Genomic DNA, 19,594 nt, shown 5'->3' with positions numbered 1-19,594 from the left:
TTATTTATGGCTATTAATAGTATTTGCAATTTCAATAAGCAAACCACCATTATACTTATCACCGCTCAGTTCCCAGAACATAATTCCTCCCAATTCTTTATCGAGCATATACCTTGTTTTCACGGCTATGGATTCTTTACTGTCAAATGTTGCAAATTCTTTCTTGCTTACGTTATAGTAATAAGGTGCCCGGGCGGTTTCATCCCAATAAAGTTTGTAACCCTCTGCTGCCGTAAAAGTTGAATCAAATTTCTTATATCCAACCATCGTTTTGAATTCCCCGGATTGATAAAGTCCATTATTGATATCGGGTACATCTTTCCACACACGGGCATAAAATGCCGCACCAATCACTAATTTAGATGCAGGCACCCCAATACTGAGCAAATAATCTACACAATGGTCTGTTGCTTCTTTTTGCTGGCTGGTAGCATGTAAGGGGGTATGGTGACCTGTTTGTTTACTAAAGCCACTAACAAGATCGTAGGTCATAAGATTAACCCTGTCAACTAAAGGCATCACTTTATCCCATTCAGCAGCCTGCTCAAGAAAGCTGGTAAATCCACCCGCTGCAAAACTTAGCTCATATCGGTTGCCCATTGCTGATCGTAAAGCCCGTACAAGCTCAGTGAAATTCGAAACATCTTCCTTCATCCAGGGATGCCCTGGAAAACCCTCTATACCAGGGTACTCCCAATCGAGATCTAATCCATCAGCACCATATTCACGAAGCAATTTTACAACACTGCCTGCGAACTTCTCACGAACTTCTTTTTTCGCAAACTGGGGAGAACAAGTTTTACAGCCGCCCCAACCACCAAGCGCCACCATAACTTTCAAACCGGGGTATAATTTTTTCAAAGCAACGAGCGATCTGAGCGTTTCCTTTTGATGCGGACGAATGAATGCAAGTGTATCACCGTCCAATTTGAAGAAACTGTAAATGATATGGGTAAGTGAAGCCAAAGGAAATTTTTTGATCTCTTCTTCATTTCCAGTGTAATAGGCAATAACCGAAGGTTTTATTGGCGCTTGCGCATTAAGACGGGAAAAGAAACCTGAACATAGTAGCAAAAAAACGACTGCATATTTCATAATGATCAGACAGTTTATTGAGCGATTAAGATACGGGAAAAATACCCTCGTGATCTGGGAAAAAATCAAGTGAACATAAGAGAGGGAATATTTTTTATTACTGTACATTTACATCAGATTCCTTCCCATTCTTCGAAAAACCTCCACTTCCTTACTGGTTAATAGCAATATATCCAACGCTGGATAATATCATTTATGTACCTGCTAAAAACCTTTTATGCCTACTAACCTATCCGCAAGAAAGATGAATAAATATTTACGTCCCGCACTGAGTTTTTTGTTGTTATTGACAATGCTTGTAAGTTTTGGACAATTGTCAAGCTTTCCGTCAGATTACCAATTATATCCCCGAAATCTCTCTACAAACCTTGCAGCAGTAAATATTCAGGGAAGTTATGAGCAAAGCAGTGGTTATACTGAACTTCGATTGAAACGATATCGCAATGGAAGTTTACTGGGTACAACAACTGTTCCACTTCTTTATATTAATGGTATCGCTAATTTCTCATTTTCGGTAGATATCCCGGCAGAGCTAGCCAATTACAGGTTCGATCTTTTTGCTTTCAATAATGCAGTTGAAACACTTGTACGTACCGCTAATAATGTTGTTGCTGGAGATGCCTACATTATTCAGGGACAATCAAATGCTGTTGCCAACATCCGTGGCAGTTATGATGCAAGCAATGATGCCAATAGTTTTTCAAATGCACCTAACCGTCCATTTGTTCGTGTATATGGTGGTGCGAGTTCTACAGGTAATTATTCAAAGAGATGGTTTATTGGTGAGGGAAATGCCTGGTTTGAAAATGATTTCAACGCCGGCCAGTGGGGGATGCGAATGGCTTCCAATATTGCCGGCACGCAGGGGGTTCCTGTTTGCATAATGAATGGCGCTAATCCCGGTCGATCAATAACATGGTTCCAGCGCAACGATGCTAACCCTACTGATATCAACAGCAACTATGGCCGTTTACTTCAACGAATTACAGAAGCCGGCTTAAAAAATAATATCCGCGGCGTTTTCTGGTATCAGGGTGAAAATGATGCAGCGGGAAGCTTAAGTTCTGCTCAGATGTCCACAACTGAATACAAGAATCTGTTTCTCGAGCTTTATAATGATTGGAAATCAGATTTTCCAAATATCTCCCGCATATATGTTGCTCAGATAAGATTCGGATGTGGAATGTTTACCAGGGAGGGCTGTCTTCAGATCCAGGAGGCACAAAGACAGATTGCTAAAGAGCTGACAGATGTATCTATCATCTCCACAAACAACACAACGCATCTATTAGAAAATACCAGCGCAAATTATTGCCATTATAAATTACTGGAAGGATACCAGAAGATTGGTGATTGGATGTCACTGATTGTACGCAAACAACTTTACAATGCCACTCAACTTCCATCCTCGGTAGAACCTCCAAAACCGACAAGTGCAATATTCAGTGCATTCTCTTCCCCTGGAATTGCGAGCCAGGTAAACATAACTTTGGAAGATCCTAATACAACGTATACAATAACTGGAGATCTAACCAGTGAGTTCAGTTTGAGTGGCGGCAGTTATACAGTTACAGGAGTAACCTTAAGTGGTAGTCAGTTGCTTATTAATTTCGTACGCAACAGTGGAACTTCTACCAATCCAACCGCTGTAAATTATCTGAGTCATAATAATCTTCCTGCTCCTATTATTACTAATGCCGGTGGATTGGGTTTAGTGCATTTCGGTGAATTCCCCATCAATCAGTTACCAGTTGCTACATGTATAGATATCTATGAATCCAATGATCTGTTTACAACGGCAAAAGCAATTTCGCTGAATACAGTTATTAAAGGAAATATCTCCTCACCCACAGATGGCGACTGGTTCCAGATACAGACAACTTCTACCGCGAGGAATGTAAAAATCAGTCTTTACAATTTACCCGCTGATTATAATGTATTCCTTTATGATATGAACCGAAAACTGATTGCACGGTCTACCAAGTCAGGACTTACCAATGAAGTGTTGATCTACAATGGAGGTCCATTAAATGCGCGTTACAATATATTGGTATCATCCTCAACTGGTGCGTTTAACATTGAGAATTGTTATTCACTTTATGCGGAAACGTCTTCTACCCAATATGCAAAAAACACAAAGCCTACTATCGTTAATGCCCTTAACGCTGTGAGTAGCCCGATGGAAGTAACCGCTTCCAATATATCATCGTGGGGTGCGGCTGCAATAGATATTTTTCCTAGTCCTGCCATCAGTGACATGGTGGTTAAATTCAATGCAATGGATGGGCGCAATATAACACTACGGCTTGTTGATATGGCGGGAAGAGAACTGCAGCGGTTAGCTATTAATGCAAATGCAGGTTCTAATACACGCAGGATGAATGTATCAGGATATACGCCCGGAATTTATTTATTACAGGTGCAGGAAGGAGAAAAGATCAGCAGCAAAAAAGTGGTTGTCGGTTTCAGATAAGCTGCTTGTTGAAAAAATCAATGGTCCTTTTCCAGGCCAGTTCAGCTGCCTCCTTATTATAGCGTGCCGCTGAAGTATCATTATGGAATGCGTGGTTAACGCCTTCATAAATATATTGTTCATAATGTATACCGGCGGCTTTAAGAGCTGATTCATAATCGGCCATGCCGGCGTTTACTCTTTCATCGAAGCTTGCATAATGAAGTTGTACCGCTGCTTTTATAGATGGCACCTTTGCCAGTTCTGGTTGACGGCCATAAAAGGCAACTGCCGCTTTGAGCTCAGATACAGAGATGGCCAGGTTGTTGGCCATGGCACCCCCCCAGCAGAATCCAACGCAGCCAACAGCACCACTGCAATCTTTCCTTCCTTTCAGGTAAGGTAAAGCAGCGGCAAACCGCGCTACATTTTCTTCATTAACCAGTTTTCCAAATAAGGCACGGGCATCATCTTCATTGGTTGGCGTGCCTCCAAGTGGTGATAATGCATCAGGGGCCAGCGCAAGAAATCCTGCCTCGGCAGCCCGGCGGGCAACATCTTCAATATGGGCATTAAGTCCACGGTTTTCATGTATCACAATCACCGCACCGTAGGGCTTTTCGGCTTTTGGCCTCGCCAGGTAAGCTTTCATATTCCCATGGGGTGTAGGGTAATCAACGCGTTCTGTTAAAAGGTCGCCATTTTCAGTTGTTTGCGCTACGGTATAGTTTGCTTCCAGCAAGGGAAGAACGGTTAGGGCAGCGGCGACACTACCCGTAAGCTTAGCAAGTTTCCTGAGAAACTCTTCGCGTCCGAGTGGGCGGTGGGTATACTCGTCGTAGAGGTTGATAATGCGTTGGTCCATGGTAAAAAGTTGTATAGTAAGATACTCAGTTCTCTTTATCCAAAGCCTCCAGACTTCGTATATTATTCTGTAACGCATTGAGGTGACGGCCAAAACTTTTTCGGAACATCCATTTCGCGAGGAGATAACTAAGCGGTACAAGAACAATTATGGCAATGGGCAACACCCAAACAAAAAGCTTCTGGGTCAACAGTTCATCAACTGTTCTTCCCGAACCCAGAATACCACCCAGGAAATAACCACCCGCAGTAGCCACCGGATATACAAAGAGAGCAAGCCTTAGCTGGAGCTTTCCCCAGGCAGATATTGCATCGTGCTGCACTTTCATCTGCTGCAACAGTCCCTGTGATGATGATACTTCGGGCTGGATTTCTCTATAAAAACCAATAGCGGGCCATACCGTAGCGATATTGAACAGGCTGGTAATGGCAAGTGCCAGCCACACAGGCCATACGGGGAAAAAAATAATGAGCAATACATATATTAAAGTGATCACTACACTCCAGATGATATTGATCAGAAGATTTCGCTTCAGCTTCATCAGGGGGTGATGCGCCTGTAGCTTATTTGCAAAGCCGGGCCGTAACAAGCCTTCGAGGTCTTTATCAACCGGCTGCCAGTTCTGCCAGTTCTTATTTTCATTCATGATCCACTGCATTTAAAAGTTTAGCCAACCGCTGACGGATACGCATCAGCTTAACGGCAAGATTGTTTGCAGATATGCCCATCATCTCTGCTATTTCATTATTGGCATATCCCTCAAGGTGAAGCAATACCAACGCGCGGTCAACATCGGTGAGTTGCCTGATGGCCTGGTGAAGGGCTTGTGAATCTTCGCGCTCAAGGGGAGTGGCTCGCAGGCTCTCCTCTTCCGGAAGTGTATCCGGATAGATCATCGTATTCTTCTTACGCATACTGGTGAGAACTGTATTGAGACTGATGCGATAGAGCCAGGTGCTGAACTTCGAATCACCCCGAAATGATGGCCAGCCTTTCCAGCATTGTAGAAGGATCTCCTGGTAGAGATCTTTTTTCTCTTCAGGGTCGGCCGCGTAAATAGACACCACCTTGTAGATGATGCCCTGGTTAATTTTGACCTGCTCTAGAAATTCAGTCTCGCTCAAGTAATGGTTTTGGTTGGGATCAATAAATATAAGTCGCAGCCCATCTCCTTTTATTACATCCTTCTAAAAATAAAATATGACCGCCTGAGATGACCTCCACCTACGAAATTTTTCATACACAATTTTCACCGTTCGTCACCTGAAAGGATTATTTGACCCATCATCCCTATTTACCTATTCTACCTGCGTATATGATTCAATCTTTATGGTGTTAAAACCTTATTCTGGATTTTTTACTGATGGGTAAGCGCTTTCGCGCAGGCACAGCAAAATGCTAAAGTGAGTGGAATGGCAATGGAAGTCTTATGTTGCCAACTAGCTATCGCCGGAAGCAATGGCGCATTAAAGATTAACCAGCTTAATTTTGGCACCTACGTTTATCGATAAGCGCTGTAGGTTTCAAAAACTTTATGAGTGAGGTTTTTGAGTTGCATGCCAGGCAAAAAAAAAATTCAGCGCCATCACCATGGAGGCTGACAATAAAGAATTGGGAGCGGTAACGGTTATTGCAATAAAACCCATGATTGAAATTAAGCCCGACCGCACCATCTAACGGTAACGGCACAGTTAAATCCCACAAGGTGGTGGTGGGCCATTATAGGTGCAACAGGCAGCTATCGTAAGGTGAGTGGTACCGGAATCAATAATGATTTCAATAGCCAAAATACCAGTGGAAATGCCAACATGAACAACCAATTCAAATTCAGCAAGGGATGGGCAGCTGAGATGTCGGGAAACTATAACACTGCTTTTGAAGATGCGCAGTTTATTATCTATGACTTGGGGCAGGTAACTGCCGGCATCGCTAAACAGGTGCTGATGGGTAAAGGAAGCCTGAAACTGAATGTGCGCGACATTTTCTTTTCCCAGACAATCGTAGGTGATATCAGGTACCAGAATATTCGGGGGCGTTTCCGACGGAACCGCGATTCAAGAGTTGCAAACATCAGTTTCACCTGGCGCTTTGGCAAGAATTGTTCTGATAATCCGAAAGAAATAGCGGCAGAAGCAATGCTGAACAAAGCCAAGTTGGAGATGGTAATTAATAAAATAATTGCAGTTAAACGGGAGAGAATGTTGTATGTCGGAAGATGGTGCTCTTCAGCGTTTTAACAATATGGCCCGAGTATTTTTCGTAATTTCAAGGTATCGTTTTACGCTAAACCTTAAGCCATGAAAAAGTTACTCCTGCTGGCAGTATTACTGCCTGCCTTTTCCGTCGTTTCCGCCTCTTCCGGCGACCCTTCTAACAACAAAGAGAAAAAGCAATTCAAAAAACAAAAACTCGCAAGGGCCATTCCAGCCTACGTTCCAGCTGAGGGCTACTGGGTTATTAAATCAACCTTGGACCAGCCTGAAAAATCGATTATCTTTTTTTATAACAATGACAACCAATTGGTGGGTGAAGAAAACATTTCAAGTAAAGATGCCAGATTAAACAACAGGAAATTAAAGATGCAATTAAAGAGTTCTCTTGCACTATCTATCAATACCCATAAGCAGGAACAGCTGGCGAAAAAAACAGGTGATTGACCCACTAACTTGTATGATCTGAAATAATGACCCACTTACCGCCGATCTTGCGGAGTATAAGTGTGTAAATGCCGCCGATATCGCCCACGGTGCGTTTGAGATGCCATTTGCCTACAACCATGAAAGCATCATTTGCAAGACGGTTAACATGAAGAAGGTCAAACTTCAGTTCTCCCATTTTATCTCGACTATCATAATTCTTTTTGTATCGCTCCCAGGTATTTTTAAAGCCATAGGTAACACCACTGCTGCCGATGAACATCAGCGAGTCTGACTTCCAGTAACCCTGCATGAAGGCTTCTATGTTTCCGCGGTTCCAGTCCTCCTGCTGTTGCTGCAGCAGGTTGCGAATAGTTGTTTCATCTGAGCTTTGTGCCAAAATGGTGGAGGCCATTAATAAACTGCAGGCAAGAAGGAAAATGCGCATGGAGTGATTTTGTTTTCAAGGTACATTTGCGCGTCAATTAAACCAAACAGAATCGGCAAATGTTACCATCCAATTGAATTATGAAAAAGATCTATCACCTCGCCAATTGCGATACCTGCCAGAAGATCCTAAAGGAAGTGGATGCTACTGGAAATAATATACAACTACAGGATATTAAGTCGCAACCCATTACAGCAGCACAGCTCGATGAAATGAAAATGCTGGCCGGCAGCTATGAAGCGCTTTTCAGCCGGAGGGCATTGAAATTCCGGTCCATGGGTCTGCATGAAAAGACGCTGACCGAGATAGATTACCGCCAGCTAATCCTTCAGGAATATACTTTCCTCAAGCGCCCGGTCGCAATCATCGGCAGGAAGATCTTCATCGGCAATTCTAGGGCGACAGTAGCGGATCTTAAAGCTTCCCTACCCGTCTGACATCCGTCAGGACAGGTCTCAGTTATTTGTCGCGACAGGTTACAAACATCCGTCTGACGGATGTCCGGACGGATGTCAGACGGGTATAATTAAAGAGACGAGGCATCAATATTATAGAGCCGTATCACGAAGAGGCTGAGGTTACGGTAAGGCGGCACATACTCTTCGAAGAGATTTTTAGTGAAGTCGGTCTTGCTGAACTGCTCGCCAAGTTGCGTCCATAATTGAGGCCAGTTTATATCGCGGGATTCCAGGAAATGGAGATTCATTTCCTGGATCATCGGATCATTGATCAATTTGGAGCCGATCTGCCGGGTGGCAAGGATTTGCGCATCGGGACTTTTACCCGCTACAGTCAGGATATTCCTGAAGCCGCCGCAGGAACCAAGGAATGCTAGCTTCATAGACGGCTGCAAATAATTAAGCGTGGTAGGGAGGTGATAACTATGCCCGCGGTGAATGATCACCCCGGGATTGATCTTTTCAGCTTTAAGGTGAGTCATCAATGCCAGCTGTGCCTGTTCATCGAGCCCCTTGTCATTATCGAGCGGGAGGTTGGCAAAAAGTTTTACCTGCTGGCCCTCCTGGCGGGAACTGATCTCCACCCACTGTTCTGATTTTGTAACCTTCCATGCAGTAGTATCCTTAAAGATCTGCATGAAACTATTGAAAGAACCTTTTCCGTCATCGTCGCCATAAAATATCACCAACTGGTTAATTATATTCTGTTTATCACGGAGTGCATCCATCTTAAGCAATTCATAGTTTCCGAGTTTGCTGAAGATATCCTTTGATGATGCCGGATCACTGGCCATGGTAAACACCTGCTGAAGTATGGTATAAAGTCGCACGCAGTATCTATTATTATCCCGGGTACAGCGGGTAATATTCTCTTTCAGGAGAGATGCTACGAGAGGACTATAGGTCGAATCTTTAGAGAGACTGGAAAAAGCATCGGCCACATCCATCGCATCTTCAATTCCACTTTCCGGACTGCTATCAATACCGCCAATAAACCGACTCAACAATTGCTGCCGTGAATCTTCCGGCATATTATTCAGAAAATCATTGAGCACATTGTAATGAGAGCTTATCCGTATGAACTTCCTAAACTGATCATACTGTACCCATTCCATCAGGCTGTCGGATCGGCCCGCAGGCAGCTGTCCCATCAGTTTTTTATAAATGCCAAGGAAGCTGGATGTATAGAGTTCATCTTCCCCACTGGTAACAAGATAATAGAGGTCGATGGCGCGGAGAGGTTGAATCGATTTGAATCTTATATCATCCTTTTTCTCGTGTAATTCATTAATGGGTTTAATATAAAAGGCCATCGCTTTATCATACAAAGCATTACGCAAAGCGGGTTGCATACCGGCAGCAGCGCCGTTACCGATACTGGTCCTATTCTGCTGGAGGGTATTCACCAACAACTGGTAATAGCCTGTAACATTTTTGCTCCGGAGATTTTGAATACTGTCAGCCGTGAGCCGACCCGCAGCAATTTCACCCACCAGAGGAGCGATCTCACTGGCATTGCGGTTACCCTTCAATGTTATGAGCTGCTCTAAGAGCGGATGCTTGAGTTTATAAATAGAATCAGTGATACGGTTATTCTTCAGCGTTATATAATCAACGATATGCATCGGTGATCGCTCCGCCACATAAACGAGTACGGTATCGATATAGGGGAAGTCCGGACGAGCCTCCACCATAGGAAGAATCATCTCCATGTTCATCGATATCCTACGAACATCAGCAAGGTGCTGAAAACGTTTGCCCTCCGGGAACTGACGGAAGCTGTCGGCCATGATCTGGGTACGCCTTGCCCCGAAACCTAATAGGAAAGGCCTGAATGCTGTGCCATGTACCAAGGCATCTGCTATCTTCGGAAACTTGTCAAGTGCATCAGGTATATCATACAATTCAAATTGTTTCTGGGCAATACCCGCGCGAATGATCTGCAGGAAATACCGGATACTCGTAATACCCTTCAACTTTTTCTCAGTAACAATGGATCTGTCATCATTAATGGCGATCTGTAAACTATCGGCAGTGCTGGAAACAAAAGCATCCATCAACAGGTTGATGGCGGTATCACCATTCAGTCCGTTAAGGAATGACTGGAACTGCATCTGCTCAGCATCCAGGAGCGCATTGGCCTCGGGCAGTGTATTCTGGGCCTTTAGTGAAAAAGAAAGGCCCAATGAAATAAGAATAATAACGAATCGGTTATAGATACTCATGCGCTGATTTCTGAGGGTAATTTACGTGGTATTAACAAGTAAATTATCGTGCCACCAGTAACGATATGGCGCCGCTATTCACAAAGTCATCCGGTATTCCATAAATCTTCTGTCAGGCAGGCAGAATCAATAGGTTCCTATTACCCCTCGGGCAACCTGGAGAAAAAACAACCCGCGGGTGGTGCGTACAGTAGATGCCAATGACGACACTGAAAACCTTCTCACCATCACTAATGTAAATGATGCATTGAGAAGGCCGGTGCACCGCGACCAGCGGATTTCCATAGACGGGCTGCTGAAACCAGTGATCCGTTACAGCTATTTGTATTAACGCTACAATTCATACTAAAAAAACCACATATCATGTATAAATCGATTGTCAACTGTATTGTGTTGGATTAGATTTGTACCCACATTTAAACCTTGATCAATGAAACGAATTACCCTGATCGCTGTTCCGCTGGTGTTAATGGCAGTCATTGCTGCTGTCAATATCTGGGGGAACAAAGCCTGAAGCCCCGGAGCGGCACCACCATCATGGTGCAGCCCGGCCTGGCAAGCAGCTGGATGGGACAGCTCTATAAGGAAGAAGAAGGTTGCGAAAATACACTCTGAGACCTTCATTTGACCACCGCGTCAATTAAACTCCAGTCTGATAGATTGGGTTTGATTGCCAAGGTGGTTAACATGAAACATAAAGGTTCTCCCATCCTCCAAACTACCGGAAGCATTGATCACCACCTGGTGATTCTCAATCCTCGGTTTCAGCATCTCCGCAAAATTATCCGCAACGCCTTTCACCGGGGTCAGGCTTTCCACATCTGCAATTGTTACCACCCCGTCCGCAGCCAATGCGGCGAAATCATCCCATTTTACAAACCAGAATGGAACAGCCGATCCGCGACTCTGGCTTATAATGGGAAAGGTGCCCAGCGGTGCGCCTGACTCTATTATATATGAACCCTCCACTTTAAGCTCGCATCCAAAAGCAGCGGGAACATCAAAATAACTGAGCAGGTTGAAATCGGGCCTGATGCAGGCGGGATTGCGGTAGAAGGGCATAACCAGCCAGCCATCTTTTACAAAATACTGATTGAGACTGGGTTCGGCTCGAACATATAGAGGGATGCCAGGATCCTGGGAAGGAAAACTTACCCTGATATTTCCCTGATGGCGGGCGGCAAGCATCATTTCCTTTTCAAGTGTTTTCACCTGCAGACCGGCAACAGTGGAGTTGATTTCATGGCCGGGCTCTGAAGTCCTGCTACAGGCAGTAATGGCGATTACAAGAAGGATGGCAAACAACCTCTGTGATCGTTGCATTGATAAACTATTCATGGTTAAATGTTTTTGTAAATCTACCCTTCCAAACATGGGAAGAATAGTACAAAAACGACAACCTGAATCAGAACAAACCAAACTCACCCAACGATGCAAACTTCTCACCATCCCAACTTGAACGGGCAATAAGTTTGATATACTTCACTGTTTGCGGTGCAGCAAAAGAAAAGTATTGCAAGCCGCTGCTATTAGCTAACCGGGAAACCCCGGCAGACTGGTAACTTATTCCATCCAGGCTAATTAATAACTCCAAATCCTTTACCGCCCTCGCAAGGCCTGGCCGCTGCGCAATGCTGAACCCTGCAGCCACAATATTTTCTCCAGTTTTAATAACGATCTCATGGGGATACACGGCTGCATTGGTAGACCAACGCGAATGCCAGTAGCTGCTTAAATCTCCATCAATAAGATTTGTTACGGCGCCATTTTCACTGGCAGTTTCTTCAGAGCTGAACGATGCGATACTCCATCCCTCCTTGCTTAACTCATCGCGCGTGCTGAATTCAAGCCGGGGTATTCCATTCACAAAACTGTAAGGATAGATCGTTTCCCGAATCAGGCCATTAGACAATGCCAGCTTCACTTTCAGTTCATAAACTTCATTGGTTTTGTATTGTAATTCAGCGACCGGCATCTCTACATAAAAACTATCGGTACCAATTGGCTTACTCGTCCACGCAACAGCATTGTAATCGCGATTCACACCGATGCCTTCATTGTTTACATTGGGATCGTTATAATATAGAATATCAGTAACCGTTTCGTTGCTCGCAAATATTCCTTTCACAATGATCGATTGCTTTACATCATCATAACTTGCATGAATCCTTTTAATTGAAGCATTCTTTTCGCCATAAAACGCCTTCTTCTCTTTGCTGAAAACCTGGTTCACATTCAACACAGCACAATCCGCAGCAGTGAGAAATGTTTTGGAAACACCCCAGGTACTATTACCCGCCCACATGAGCGCCATACCCAGACTGGCGCCTTCAGAAACTTTCTGGCAATTGTGCGGGAGGTTAAGGCCGTGGCCCAGTTCATGGATCATGCCGCCGATCCATTTCACTGCACGGGTACCTAACACACCGCCAGTTCCGAGGTATTTAATATCCTGTTCGGCATAGTCAAGGGCAAAACAAAATTTACCAAGTCCATAAAATGGCACACCACCGGGTTCGCCATTAGCATCATATTGTGTGGCGGGTAAAATCACGAGATAATGATCACTACTGAACATCGATGCGTTGGCCGCACGGAATGAATTGATCTCATTCATGACCGCATTGGCGCCTCCTTCATAAGGATAGGCTGAGCGACCCTGCTTACCCTTTATAACGATAAGCTGTACCCGCTTTTTTATTTCATCCTTCAGGAGCCCGAAACTTTTATTGCCGTAGCCATTGCGTTGCATCTCGTCCCCGAAAAATGATTGTGCCTGCAGCAGTATTTCACTGAGCCTGCGGTGGTACTCTGCCGGCTCCACAACATCATTGGGAACGAAATACACTACGTTCAGGTTATAGGCATAGTCGGATTTATAATCATAACTAACGGGTGGCGGTGCGGGCAGCGGCGTAACGGGTGGATCTACAGGGCCTGCAGTTGTAACAGATTTGGAACATGCCGCAAAAAGGATGCAGACCAATATGATGTATAGACGAAAAAATAATGGCTTCATAAAATAGAATAAAAAAGCAGCAGGCCGGAAGATTGCCGACTCCGGACACTGCTGCGCATTTCAACAAACGATCAGTATTTATACACGATAAATTCAGCGAGATGGGTAGATTTATGCCATTCCATCCTTCCTGCAGTCATAGTAAGTTTAAAATGACGCCATGGTGCAGGTGTAAGCGGATAGGTCTGCTGGCTTTTATTGGTGGGATCGAAGCTCGTATCTTCCAGCAGCATGGTCCAGTTAGTACCATCCAGACTTGCTTCCAGGTTAAATTTCGAAAAGCCATTCGGATTGTTCTGCCTTGGTATCATACCTATCTTATCTACATAATACTCTTGTTTCATATCCACTGTTATCCAGTGCGGATAAGCGGGCTCTTCCGGCCACCATACAGAATGCCAGATGGTATTGATATTGCCATCCAGAACAGCAGATGCCAGTCCAGTATTTTCATACTCGGGCATTTCGGAAGAAGCCGCAGCAGTCCACCCTTCGGTATTAGCTGGCTTCCCGGCCAGTTCAGATGCAATAAGGAATGCAGTCTTTGCTTTTGGATTCACTTTAAAACCCGAGGCATCCATTATACTGATAGGCATCAGGTAGTTTTTTGTAGGATCAAATTTCTTGGGATAATAACTCAGCGAAGCAAGGTTAGAGGTAAGCGTTCCACCTGCAATAGTTAAATCACGATCCGTAAATACAAAAGCGTCGGCGGGGAAAGGTTCGTAGAGTTCCAATCCCGCTGCTGTGCGAATAGCGTTTACACTGTCAAATGCCTTTGTATCAACATCGAGCTTAATGGTGACATTGCTGTTGGGATATCCTATTGCACCGAAACCAGCATTTAAAGTAAGTGTTCTGGCTTCATCAACAAAAGGGAAAAGCTGGAGGTCGACAGATTGTGTTGTGGCCTGCTTCAGGAAAATGACCACATTCTCTTTTGAATCCGTGCGCTCCATATAGAGCGGGTCTTTGGTGCAAGAGGATAGCAGCGAGAGAACAGATCCTGCCAGCACCAATATATTGGTATGAAATCTCATGGTAATTTTTTTAATAATAAAGATTGTTCTACTCATTAATAACCGGGGAATTGTACCAGTTGCTTATTGCGATCAATATCAGCCTGGGGAACGGGCCAGAAATAATTCCTCCTGTCCCATGATGAACGCGTCAGTACAACAGTTCGCTGGTGGAACTCCACATTGCCAAGTGATGTTCCCTTATCCATGTTCATACCGTAGAATGGTCCACCCTGGTGATATTCAGCCTGATCGGCCACTTTCCACCGGCGTACATCAAAATAGCGGTGATTTTCAAACGAAAGTTCCACCCTTCTTTCCATACGGATATGATTACGCAACTCATCCTGTGAAAGACCTGATTCCAGTGCTGGCAATCCTGCACGCTGCCTTACTTTGTTCAGATATACCAGGATATCGGCATGACCCGGCTGGTATTCATTCAATGCTTCTGCATAGTTGAGATATATCTCCGCAAGTCTTATCAGCATTGCTGGTCTTCCAACTGAAGTAACCGGATTGAACTGTGAGCTTGGATGAATATTCTTACGAGCAGTATAACCTGTTTTAGGCCAGTCGCGTGGAGCACCCTGCTTGCCTGAATTGACACTGAAGAAAAAGCCAACATATGTTTGTCCGGCCTTAGGAACCGTTGGCAGCGTTGCTCCATTAAAAGTAATATGTGCATAAAAGCGTGGCTCCCGGCCCACAAACATATTGCTTGTATTATCCACATAGAAGCCGGGCTTTGCGGGTGCAAAACCTTCTTCGGTATAAGCAGATGATGCATCGGTAATAGCCTTGCCATCTTCCATGCGGTATGCATCAACCAGTTCCTGGAAAACACCGATTCCATTCCATGCATTTCCTTGTGTATTGCGTGGCGCACAGTGTTGTTCCCAGCCGTAGAACATGCTGCTGGCAGTTCTTAGCCAGATGCCCTCCTGCTTCCAGCCATTCCAGAAAAGATTGCGTGAAGAATTGAAGCCCGCAAGAAAAGCATCGGCATGATCTTCCTTATAGAGGCTCCACTTATTCATATCTATCACCGCCTTTGCGGCATCTGCTGCCTTCTTCCACTTTTCTTTATCGAAAGTAGAATTGATCAGCGGGCTGCCATCCAGATTCTTGAAATCACCCATTTCTGAATTGCCGTTATATAGTGGACTCGCACTAAACAATAATACTTGTGATTGTACTGCTGCAACGATACCTTTTGTGATCCGTCCTGTTTGTACCAGGTCAGGAGTACCACTACTGTTAATATGCGCATCCGGAACATCAGCTTTTGCCTTATCCATTTCTGCTATAACATAGGCAACACATTCATCCCATTTGCTTCTCGGTATCTGGTAATCAGTTGATACTGTTCCGGCATTTTCACCCATCAACACAACCGGACCATATATCTTCATCAACTGGAAATAATAATAGGCTCGTAGAAAACGTGCTTCACCCTTATACTGCTGAACAAGTTGTGCGCCATTGCTCACATCAAGGAGTTCCTTGTTGCGGTCAATATTCTCCAGGAAGATGGCCGCCATGCGGATCGATTCATAATAGCTGTTCCAAAGCCTGGCGGTACCATCCGGAACGAGCGCTCCATTATTCATGGGGAGGGCGATCCAGGTATAATCCACCTCATCTGTCATGCCCGACCACTGCGTGGTATATGGCTGGTCCCATGGATCAGGAACACGGTTGTAGATCCTCGCGAGCCACTGCTCACTCATGATCCTGTTGGTAAAAACATTGTCGAGTGTGGTGATATTATCCGGAACCGTATCGAGATAATCTTTCTTACATCCGCTTGCTATGAGCAGGATGGATGCTGCAAATGCTGCAACAATATATTGCCTGAATGAATTTCTCATTGAAAGAAGATTTTAATTAATTGAAACTAACTCTGAAGCCTACATTATACATGGAAGTATTCGGGTAAGCAGCGCCGTTACCGTCACCTAGTTCAGGATCCCAAACATCCCACTTACTCTTTGTGAACAGGTTGGTGCCGTTGGCGAACAACCGCATTTTACTCACACTGAAACGCTTCAATGCGTTCAGGTTGAAATTATATCCGAACTCGGCACTCTTCAGCCTTATATAATCTGCTCTTTTTATCCACCAGGTACTGGTGTTATAATTAGAGGTAACGGTCTGGTTGGTAGAAAGGCGGGGATAGAATGGCGAGGTGTTGGCATCCTTTGGATCACCGGTCCACCTGTCTGTAACCAGGTTATACATATTGCCATAAGTAGCTCCTTCTGCAAATGGACGTGTTGCAAAACCACTTGCATAGTTAAAATCAACCTGCCCGGCTCCCTGGAAAAATAAACTCAGGTCAAATCCCTTATAACCTCCTCCAACTGTGATACCATAGAGTATACGTGGGATGGCACCAAAACCTATTGCGGTACGGTCAAAAGAATTGATAACTCCATCGCCGGTGAGATCCTTGAATTTGATATCACCCGGACGAACATCACCCGCCTGACGGGGAGAGGCCATGATCTCTGCAGAGTCTTTGAAGAGTCCAAGTGCAACATAGCCAAAACGCTGACCGATGGGCTGTCCATCCAGATCAAGCCATGGATATTGCCATGGTGGTAATTCATCCTGTATAACCTTATTGCGGTTATAGTTAAAGGTACCCCTGAAAGTGAGGAAGGCATCTCTTCCGAAATACTTATTGTATTGAAGGGTTACATCAATGCCCTTGTTCTCCGTGATACCAATATTACCATAGGGGATATTGTCAAAACGATAACCAGAAGAATATGGAATGGTGAATGCCTGGCGCAGAATTCCTTCACGCCTTTCCTTGAAGAGTTCCACGATCAACTGGAGATTATTATTGAGGGTATTGATCTCAATTCCCAGATTCTGCCTTTTCGCTGTTTCCCAGGTTACGTCAGCACCAACCTGGCCTTCCTGCAAACCTGAATAGGATACTGTACTTCCTGGTTCACCAAAAGTGTATCCTCCGCCGCCACCAATTTGTGTGAGGAAGAGAAAACGTTGTGCCGTATTACTGTTACCGGATGTTCCGTAAGAGAATCGAAGTTTGAAATGATCAATAGCATTGGCCAGTGGATCAAAGAATTTTTCATTTGAAATAACCCAACCTAAACCAACAGAAGGAAAGAATCCATAGCGTTTATTAGGCGTGAAATTTTCTGACCCTGAATAACCGAAGTTGCCTTCGAGGAAATAGCGGTTATCAAATCCATAGGTAGCCCTTCCTGTTAATCCACGTACCCTGAAAGGAATAGATGCCACTACATTATCAGCGTTTCCGTTTACATAATCAGACTGGTTATAAAGCAACATACCGGAAACGTTATGGTTACCGAAAACGCGCTCATAATTCAACCCCGTCTCTGTATAAAAACGACGGTTGGTGATTCTGCCAGAAGCGAAGCCAAGCACTTCATTGCCGGGATCAGTCATACTTGTGACGATATTACCATCTGCGTCGCGACCTGTTGCGAGGTAGGTTGGAAGGGTACGTGTACGGTTTAGGTTGCTGAATGCATAGTTATCAAAGGCAAACATGGAAGTTGCGGATAAACCTTTGAGCAGAAATCCGAGATCCTGTTTGAGACGAATATTACTACGCACCGTATTACTGAACTCTGTTGCATAACCGCTGCTGGTTAGCAATCCGTATGGACTCGGTGTAGCACCACCAACTTTTGGCAACTGCCCATTGGAGTACATGGTTGGCACTGTATGTGGCGGAGTTGCTGTAGCATAGTAGAATAAAGTAGGTGTTCCAATACCGGGATAATTTCCATTGGTTATGAAACCATTCACACCCAGCTCAAGTTTGGTGGTTTTAGTAAGGTCAACATTTACGTTAGAAGTAAAATTATAACGCTCATATTTAAGCGTTGAGTTGTATGATTGAACTTTATCACGTTTGAACAATCCCACTTCACCATAATAACCAGCGGAGATATAATAATTAGCATTTGCTGATCCACCTGTAACATTCACGTTGGCCCTGGTACTGCGACCATACTTATTGAACATCTCATCAAACCAGTTTACATCAGGATAGAGTTCGGGATCAACCTTATCAACATGTTTCTGGATGGTTTCGGGTGTATACTGTGCTGTACGGCCGCGCATGGTGAGTCCCTCATTGTACATGGTCATGAACTCTTCTGCATTGGCAAATTTCGGAAGCTGGGTAAAACTGGAAATAGCCTGGTTTACTTCCACATTGATCTGTGCCTTACCAGCCTTACCTTTTTTTGTATTAACGAGGATAACTCCATTTGCCCCACGGGTACCATAAACTGCAGTTGCGGATGCATCTTTAAGGATGGTGAAACTCTCTATATCTTCAGGATCTATATTGTTGATAGAACGATCGGGAACTCCGTCAACTACAAGCAATGGGCTCTGCGGACTTGAAGCGAAAGTGGCGATACCGCGGATATAGATTGATGCTGCATCATAACCTGGTTCACCACTACGTTGAACGGCAACCACGCCGGCGAGTCTTCCTGCCAGGGCGTTGGTAAGATCGCGGACGGGTAGTTTAAGTTCAGCAGGCTTAACGGTGGCCTGTGATCCTACCACGCTGATCTTCTTCTGCTTACCAAAACCAACCACCACCGCTTCTTCCATGATCTTGTTGACGGGCTTCAGGGAAATATTGTAATTGGTGAGATTCTCTGTTTTCAGTTCTATCGTTTCATAGCCCACAAAAGAAATCAGTAACACGGCATTGTTGTCAGGAACCTCGAGGAAGAATTCACCATCGTTATTGGTATAGGTTCCTTTTTCAGTACCATTGATCTTGACGCTCACACCGGCAAGAACCTGCCCGGTAGAATCATCGGTAACCTTACCCTTGATAAGCCTGGTTGGTGCAGCAATATCACTCAGCAGACTGAATTCCGGGTTTCCATTAAAGGTTCGTGCCGGTGAAAGTTCATTACGGGTGAGGATGATCTGGTTACCATCCACTTCATATTGAACACCGAAAGGGCCGAAAAGGCGTGCTAATATATCGCCCAGTTTTTCCTCACGGGCAGCGAGGGTTATTTTTGATTTACTGGGGATACGCTGGGGACTGTAAATAAATTTCACATCGGCTTTGAGACCGATCTGGCTGAGTACTTTCTTCAGCTCGGTTTTTTCAACCTGCAGGCTGATCTTCTTATCGGTGATATTCTGTCCGCTAGTACTGTTGGCATAACCAAGACCGGCAAAAAGAAAGATCATCATGATGGGTAATACTCCAATTCTCATACAATGAAAGATTAGCCCTTTCGGACAACTTGAATATTGCATAACTTTAAACTTCGGTTTAACAATTAGTTGATCGACAAATGCCTCCTTGCCTTCAAAACGAGGGGCGTGG

General features: G+C 44.5%; 16 protein-coding genes and 1 pseudogene. 6 read left to right on the top strand and 11 right to left on the bottom strand.

Going from position 1 to position 19,594, the window contains the following annotated elements:
- Positions 1-1,095, bottom strand: a complete 1,095-nt coding sequence (locus HY58_RS00695; RefSeq protein WP_039127684.1) for a glycoside hydrolase family 18 protein — start codon at positions 1,093-1,095, stop codon at positions 1-3.
- Between the two features lie 217 nt (positions 1,096-1,312).
- Between HY58_RS00695 and HY58_RS00690 the strand changes: the two genes are divergently transcribed.
- Entirely contained in the window at positions 1,313-3,568 is a 2,256-nt protein-coding gene (locus HY58_RS00690; protein WP_082022009.1) for a sialate O-acetylesterase, read from the top strand.
- On the opposite strand, the gene HY58_RS00685 is transcribed toward HY58_RS00690, so the two are convergent.
- From HY58_RS00685 to HY58_RS00675, 3 genes are read right to left on the bottom strand one after another with little or no spacing between them, the layout of a single operon-like run.
- Positions 3,561-4,412: a dienelactone hydrolase family protein gene (locus HY58_RS00685; RefSeq protein ID WP_039126286.1), complete on the bottom strand. Its 852-nt coding sequence runs from the start codon at positions 4,410-4,412 to the stop codon at positions 3,561-3,563. The two genes, HY58_RS00690 and HY58_RS00685, sit on opposite strands and share 8 nt — an antisense overlap.
- Positions 4,413-4,437: 25 nt before the next feature.
- Positions 4,438-5,070 (bottom strand): hypothetical protein, encoded by a 633-nt coding sequence (locus HY58_RS00680; RefSeq protein WP_216593751.1) that lies wholly within the window; start codon positions 5,068-5,070, stop codon positions 4,438-4,440.
- Complete coding sequence (locus tag HY58_RS00675; protein WP_052323717.1) at positions 5,051-5,536, bottom strand: RNA polymerase sigma factor; 486 nt, start codon at positions 5,534-5,536, stop codon at positions 5,051-5,053. The genes HY58_RS00680 and HY58_RS00675 overlap by 20 nt, the downstream gene beginning before the upstream one ends.
- 561 nt (positions 5,537-6,097) lie before the next feature.
- On the opposite strand from HY58_RS00675, the pseudogene HY58_RS00670 reads away from it, so the two are divergent.
- Both HY58_RS00670 and HY58_RS00665 read left to right on the top strand, forming a co-directional pair.
- Positions 6,098-6,649 (top strand): annotated as a pseudogene (locus tag HY58_RS00670) (outer membrane beta-barrel protein); the annotation flags it as partial.
- 60 nt (positions 6,650-6,709) lie between these two features.
- A complete protein-coding gene (locus tag HY58_RS00665; protein ID WP_039126274.1) occupies positions 6,710-7,069 on the top strand; it encodes a hypothetical protein in 360 nt (119 codons plus the stop codon).
- Positions 7,070-7,073: 4 nt separating this feature from the next.
- On the opposite strand, the gene HY58_RS00660 is transcribed toward HY58_RS00665, so the two are convergent.
- Complete coding sequence (locus HY58_RS00660) at positions 7,074-7,496, bottom strand: DUF4440 domain-containing protein (RefSeq protein WP_039126271.1); 423 nt, start codon at positions 7,494-7,496, stop codon at positions 7,074-7,076.
- A gap of 80 nt (positions 7,497-7,576) precedes the next feature.
- On the opposite strand from HY58_RS00660, the gene HY58_RS00655 reads away from it, so the two are divergent.
- Positions 7,577-7,933 (top strand): arsenate reductase family protein, encoded by a 357-nt coding sequence (locus HY58_RS00655; RefSeq protein WP_039126268.1) that lies wholly within the window; start codon positions 7,577-7,579, stop codon positions 7,931-7,933.
- Positions 7,934-8,022: 89 nt separating this feature from the next.
- Here HY58_RS00655 and HY58_RS00650 read toward each other — a convergent pair whose 3' ends face one another.
- Positions 8,023-10,179 (bottom strand): hypothetical protein, encoded by a 2,157-nt coding sequence (locus tag HY58_RS00650; protein WP_039126266.1) that lies wholly within the window; start codon positions 10,177-10,179, stop codon positions 8,023-8,025.
- Positions 10,180-10,357: 178 nt separating this feature from the next.
- On the opposite strand from HY58_RS00650, the gene HY58_RS19380 reads away from it, so the two are divergent.
- On the top strand, positions 10,358-10,510 hold the full coding sequence (locus HY58_RS19380) for a hypothetical protein (protein WP_156123522.1): 153 nt from the start codon (positions 10,358-10,360) through the stop codon (positions 10,508-10,510).
- A gap of 92 nt (positions 10,511-10,602) precedes the next feature.
- A complete protein-coding gene (locus HY58_RS00645; RefSeq protein WP_039126263.1) occupies positions 10,603-10,794 on the top strand; it encodes a hypothetical protein in 192 nt (63 codons plus the stop codon).
- A 21-nt stretch (positions 10,795-10,815) separates the two neighbouring features.
- Here HY58_RS00645 and HY58_RS18610 read toward each other — a convergent pair whose 3' ends face one another.
- The 5 genes from HY58_RS18610 to HY58_RS00620 all read right to left on the bottom strand — a co-directional run bounded on the left by HY58_RS18610 (position 10,816) and on the right by HY58_RS00620 (position 19,482).
- The gene (locus HY58_RS18610; RefSeq protein WP_156123521.1) at positions 10,816-11,517 is read right to left on the bottom strand and encodes a hypothetical protein; all 702 of its coding nucleotides are present in this window, start codon (positions 11,515-11,517) and stop codon (positions 10,816-10,818) included.
- Positions 11,518-11,584: 67 nt separating this feature from the next.
- On the bottom strand, positions 11,585-13,198 hold the full coding sequence (locus HY58_RS00635; protein ID WP_052323715.1) for a discoidin domain-containing protein: 1,614 nt from the start codon (positions 13,196-13,198) through the stop codon (positions 11,585-11,587).
- 71 nt (positions 13,199-13,269) lie between these two features.
- Positions 13,270-14,238: a discoidin domain-containing protein gene (locus HY58_RS00630; RefSeq protein ID WP_039126260.1), complete on the bottom strand. Its 969-nt coding sequence runs from the start codon at positions 14,236-14,238 to the stop codon at positions 13,270-13,272.
- 35 nt (positions 14,239-14,273) lie between these two features.
- Complete coding sequence (locus HY58_RS00625) at positions 14,274-16,091, bottom strand: RagB/SusD family nutrient uptake outer membrane protein (RefSeq protein WP_039126257.1); 1,818 nt, start codon at positions 16,089-16,091, stop codon at positions 14,274-14,276.
- A gap of 16 nt (positions 16,092-16,107) precedes the next feature.
- Entirely contained in the window at positions 16,108-19,482 is a 3,375-nt protein-coding gene (locus HY58_RS00620) for a TonB-dependent receptor (protein ID WP_052323714.1), read from the bottom strand.
- Positions 19,483-19,594 lie beyond the last annotated feature (112 nt).

This window comes from Flavihumibacter sp. ZG627, assembly GCF_000814325.1.
Classification (GTDB): domain Bacteria; phylum Bacteroidota; class Bacteroidia; order Chitinophagales; family Chitinophagaceae; genus Flavihumibacter.
Note: the sequence above shows the minus strand (reverse complement) of the source record. Positions and strands in the feature narration are given on the sequence as shown.

Bases quoted from the DNA above. Each gene is read 5' to 3' on its own strand.
- HY58_RS00695 (WP_039127684.1), bottom strand. From the start codon at position 1,095: ATGAAATATGCAGTCGTTTTTTTGCTACTATGTTCAGGTTTCTTTTCC.
- HY58_RS00690 (WP_082022009.1), top strand. From the start codon at position 1,313: ATGCCTACTAACCTATCCGCAAGAAAGATGAATAAATATTTACGTCCC.
- HY58_RS00685 (WP_039126286.1), bottom strand. From the start codon at position 4,412: ATGGACCAACGCATTATCAACCTCTACGACGAGTATACCCACCGCCCA.
- HY58_RS00680 (WP_216593751.1), bottom strand. From the start codon at position 5,070: ATGCAGTGGATCATGAATGAAAATAAGAACTGGCAGAACTGGCAGCCG.
- HY58_RS00665 (WP_039126274.1), top strand. From the start codon at position 6,710: ATGAAAAAGTTACTCCTGCTGGCAGTATTACTGCCTGCCTTTTCCGTC.
- HY58_RS00660 (WP_039126271.1), bottom strand. From the start codon at position 7,496: ATGCGCATTTTCCTTCTTGCCTGCAGTTTATTAATGGCCTCCACCATT.
- HY58_RS00655 (WP_039126268.1), top strand. From the start codon at position 7,577: ATGAAAAAGATCTATCACCTCGCCAATTGCGATACCTGCCAGAAGATC.
- HY58_RS00650 (WP_039126266.1), bottom strand. From the start codon at position 10,179: ATGAGTATCTATAACCGATTCGTTATTATTCTTATTTCATTGGGCCTT.
- HY58_RS18610 (WP_156123521.1), bottom strand. From the start codon at position 11,517: ATGAATAGTTTATCAATGCAACGATCACAGAGGTTGTTTGCCATCCTT.
- HY58_RS00635 (WP_052323715.1), bottom strand. From the start codon at position 13,198: ATGAAGCCATTATTTTTTCGTCTATACATCATATTGGTCTGCATCCTT.
- HY58_RS00630 (WP_039126260.1), bottom strand. From the start codon at position 14,238: ATGAGATTTCATACCAATATATTGGTGCTGGCAGGATCTGTTCTCTCG.
- HY58_RS00625 (WP_039126257.1), bottom strand. From the start codon at position 16,091: ATGAGAAATTCATTCAGGCAATATATTGTTGCAGCATTTGCAGCATCC.
- HY58_RS00620 (WP_052323714.1), bottom strand. From the start codon at position 19,482: ATGAGAATTGGAGTATTACCCATCATGATGATCTTTCTTTTTGCCGGT.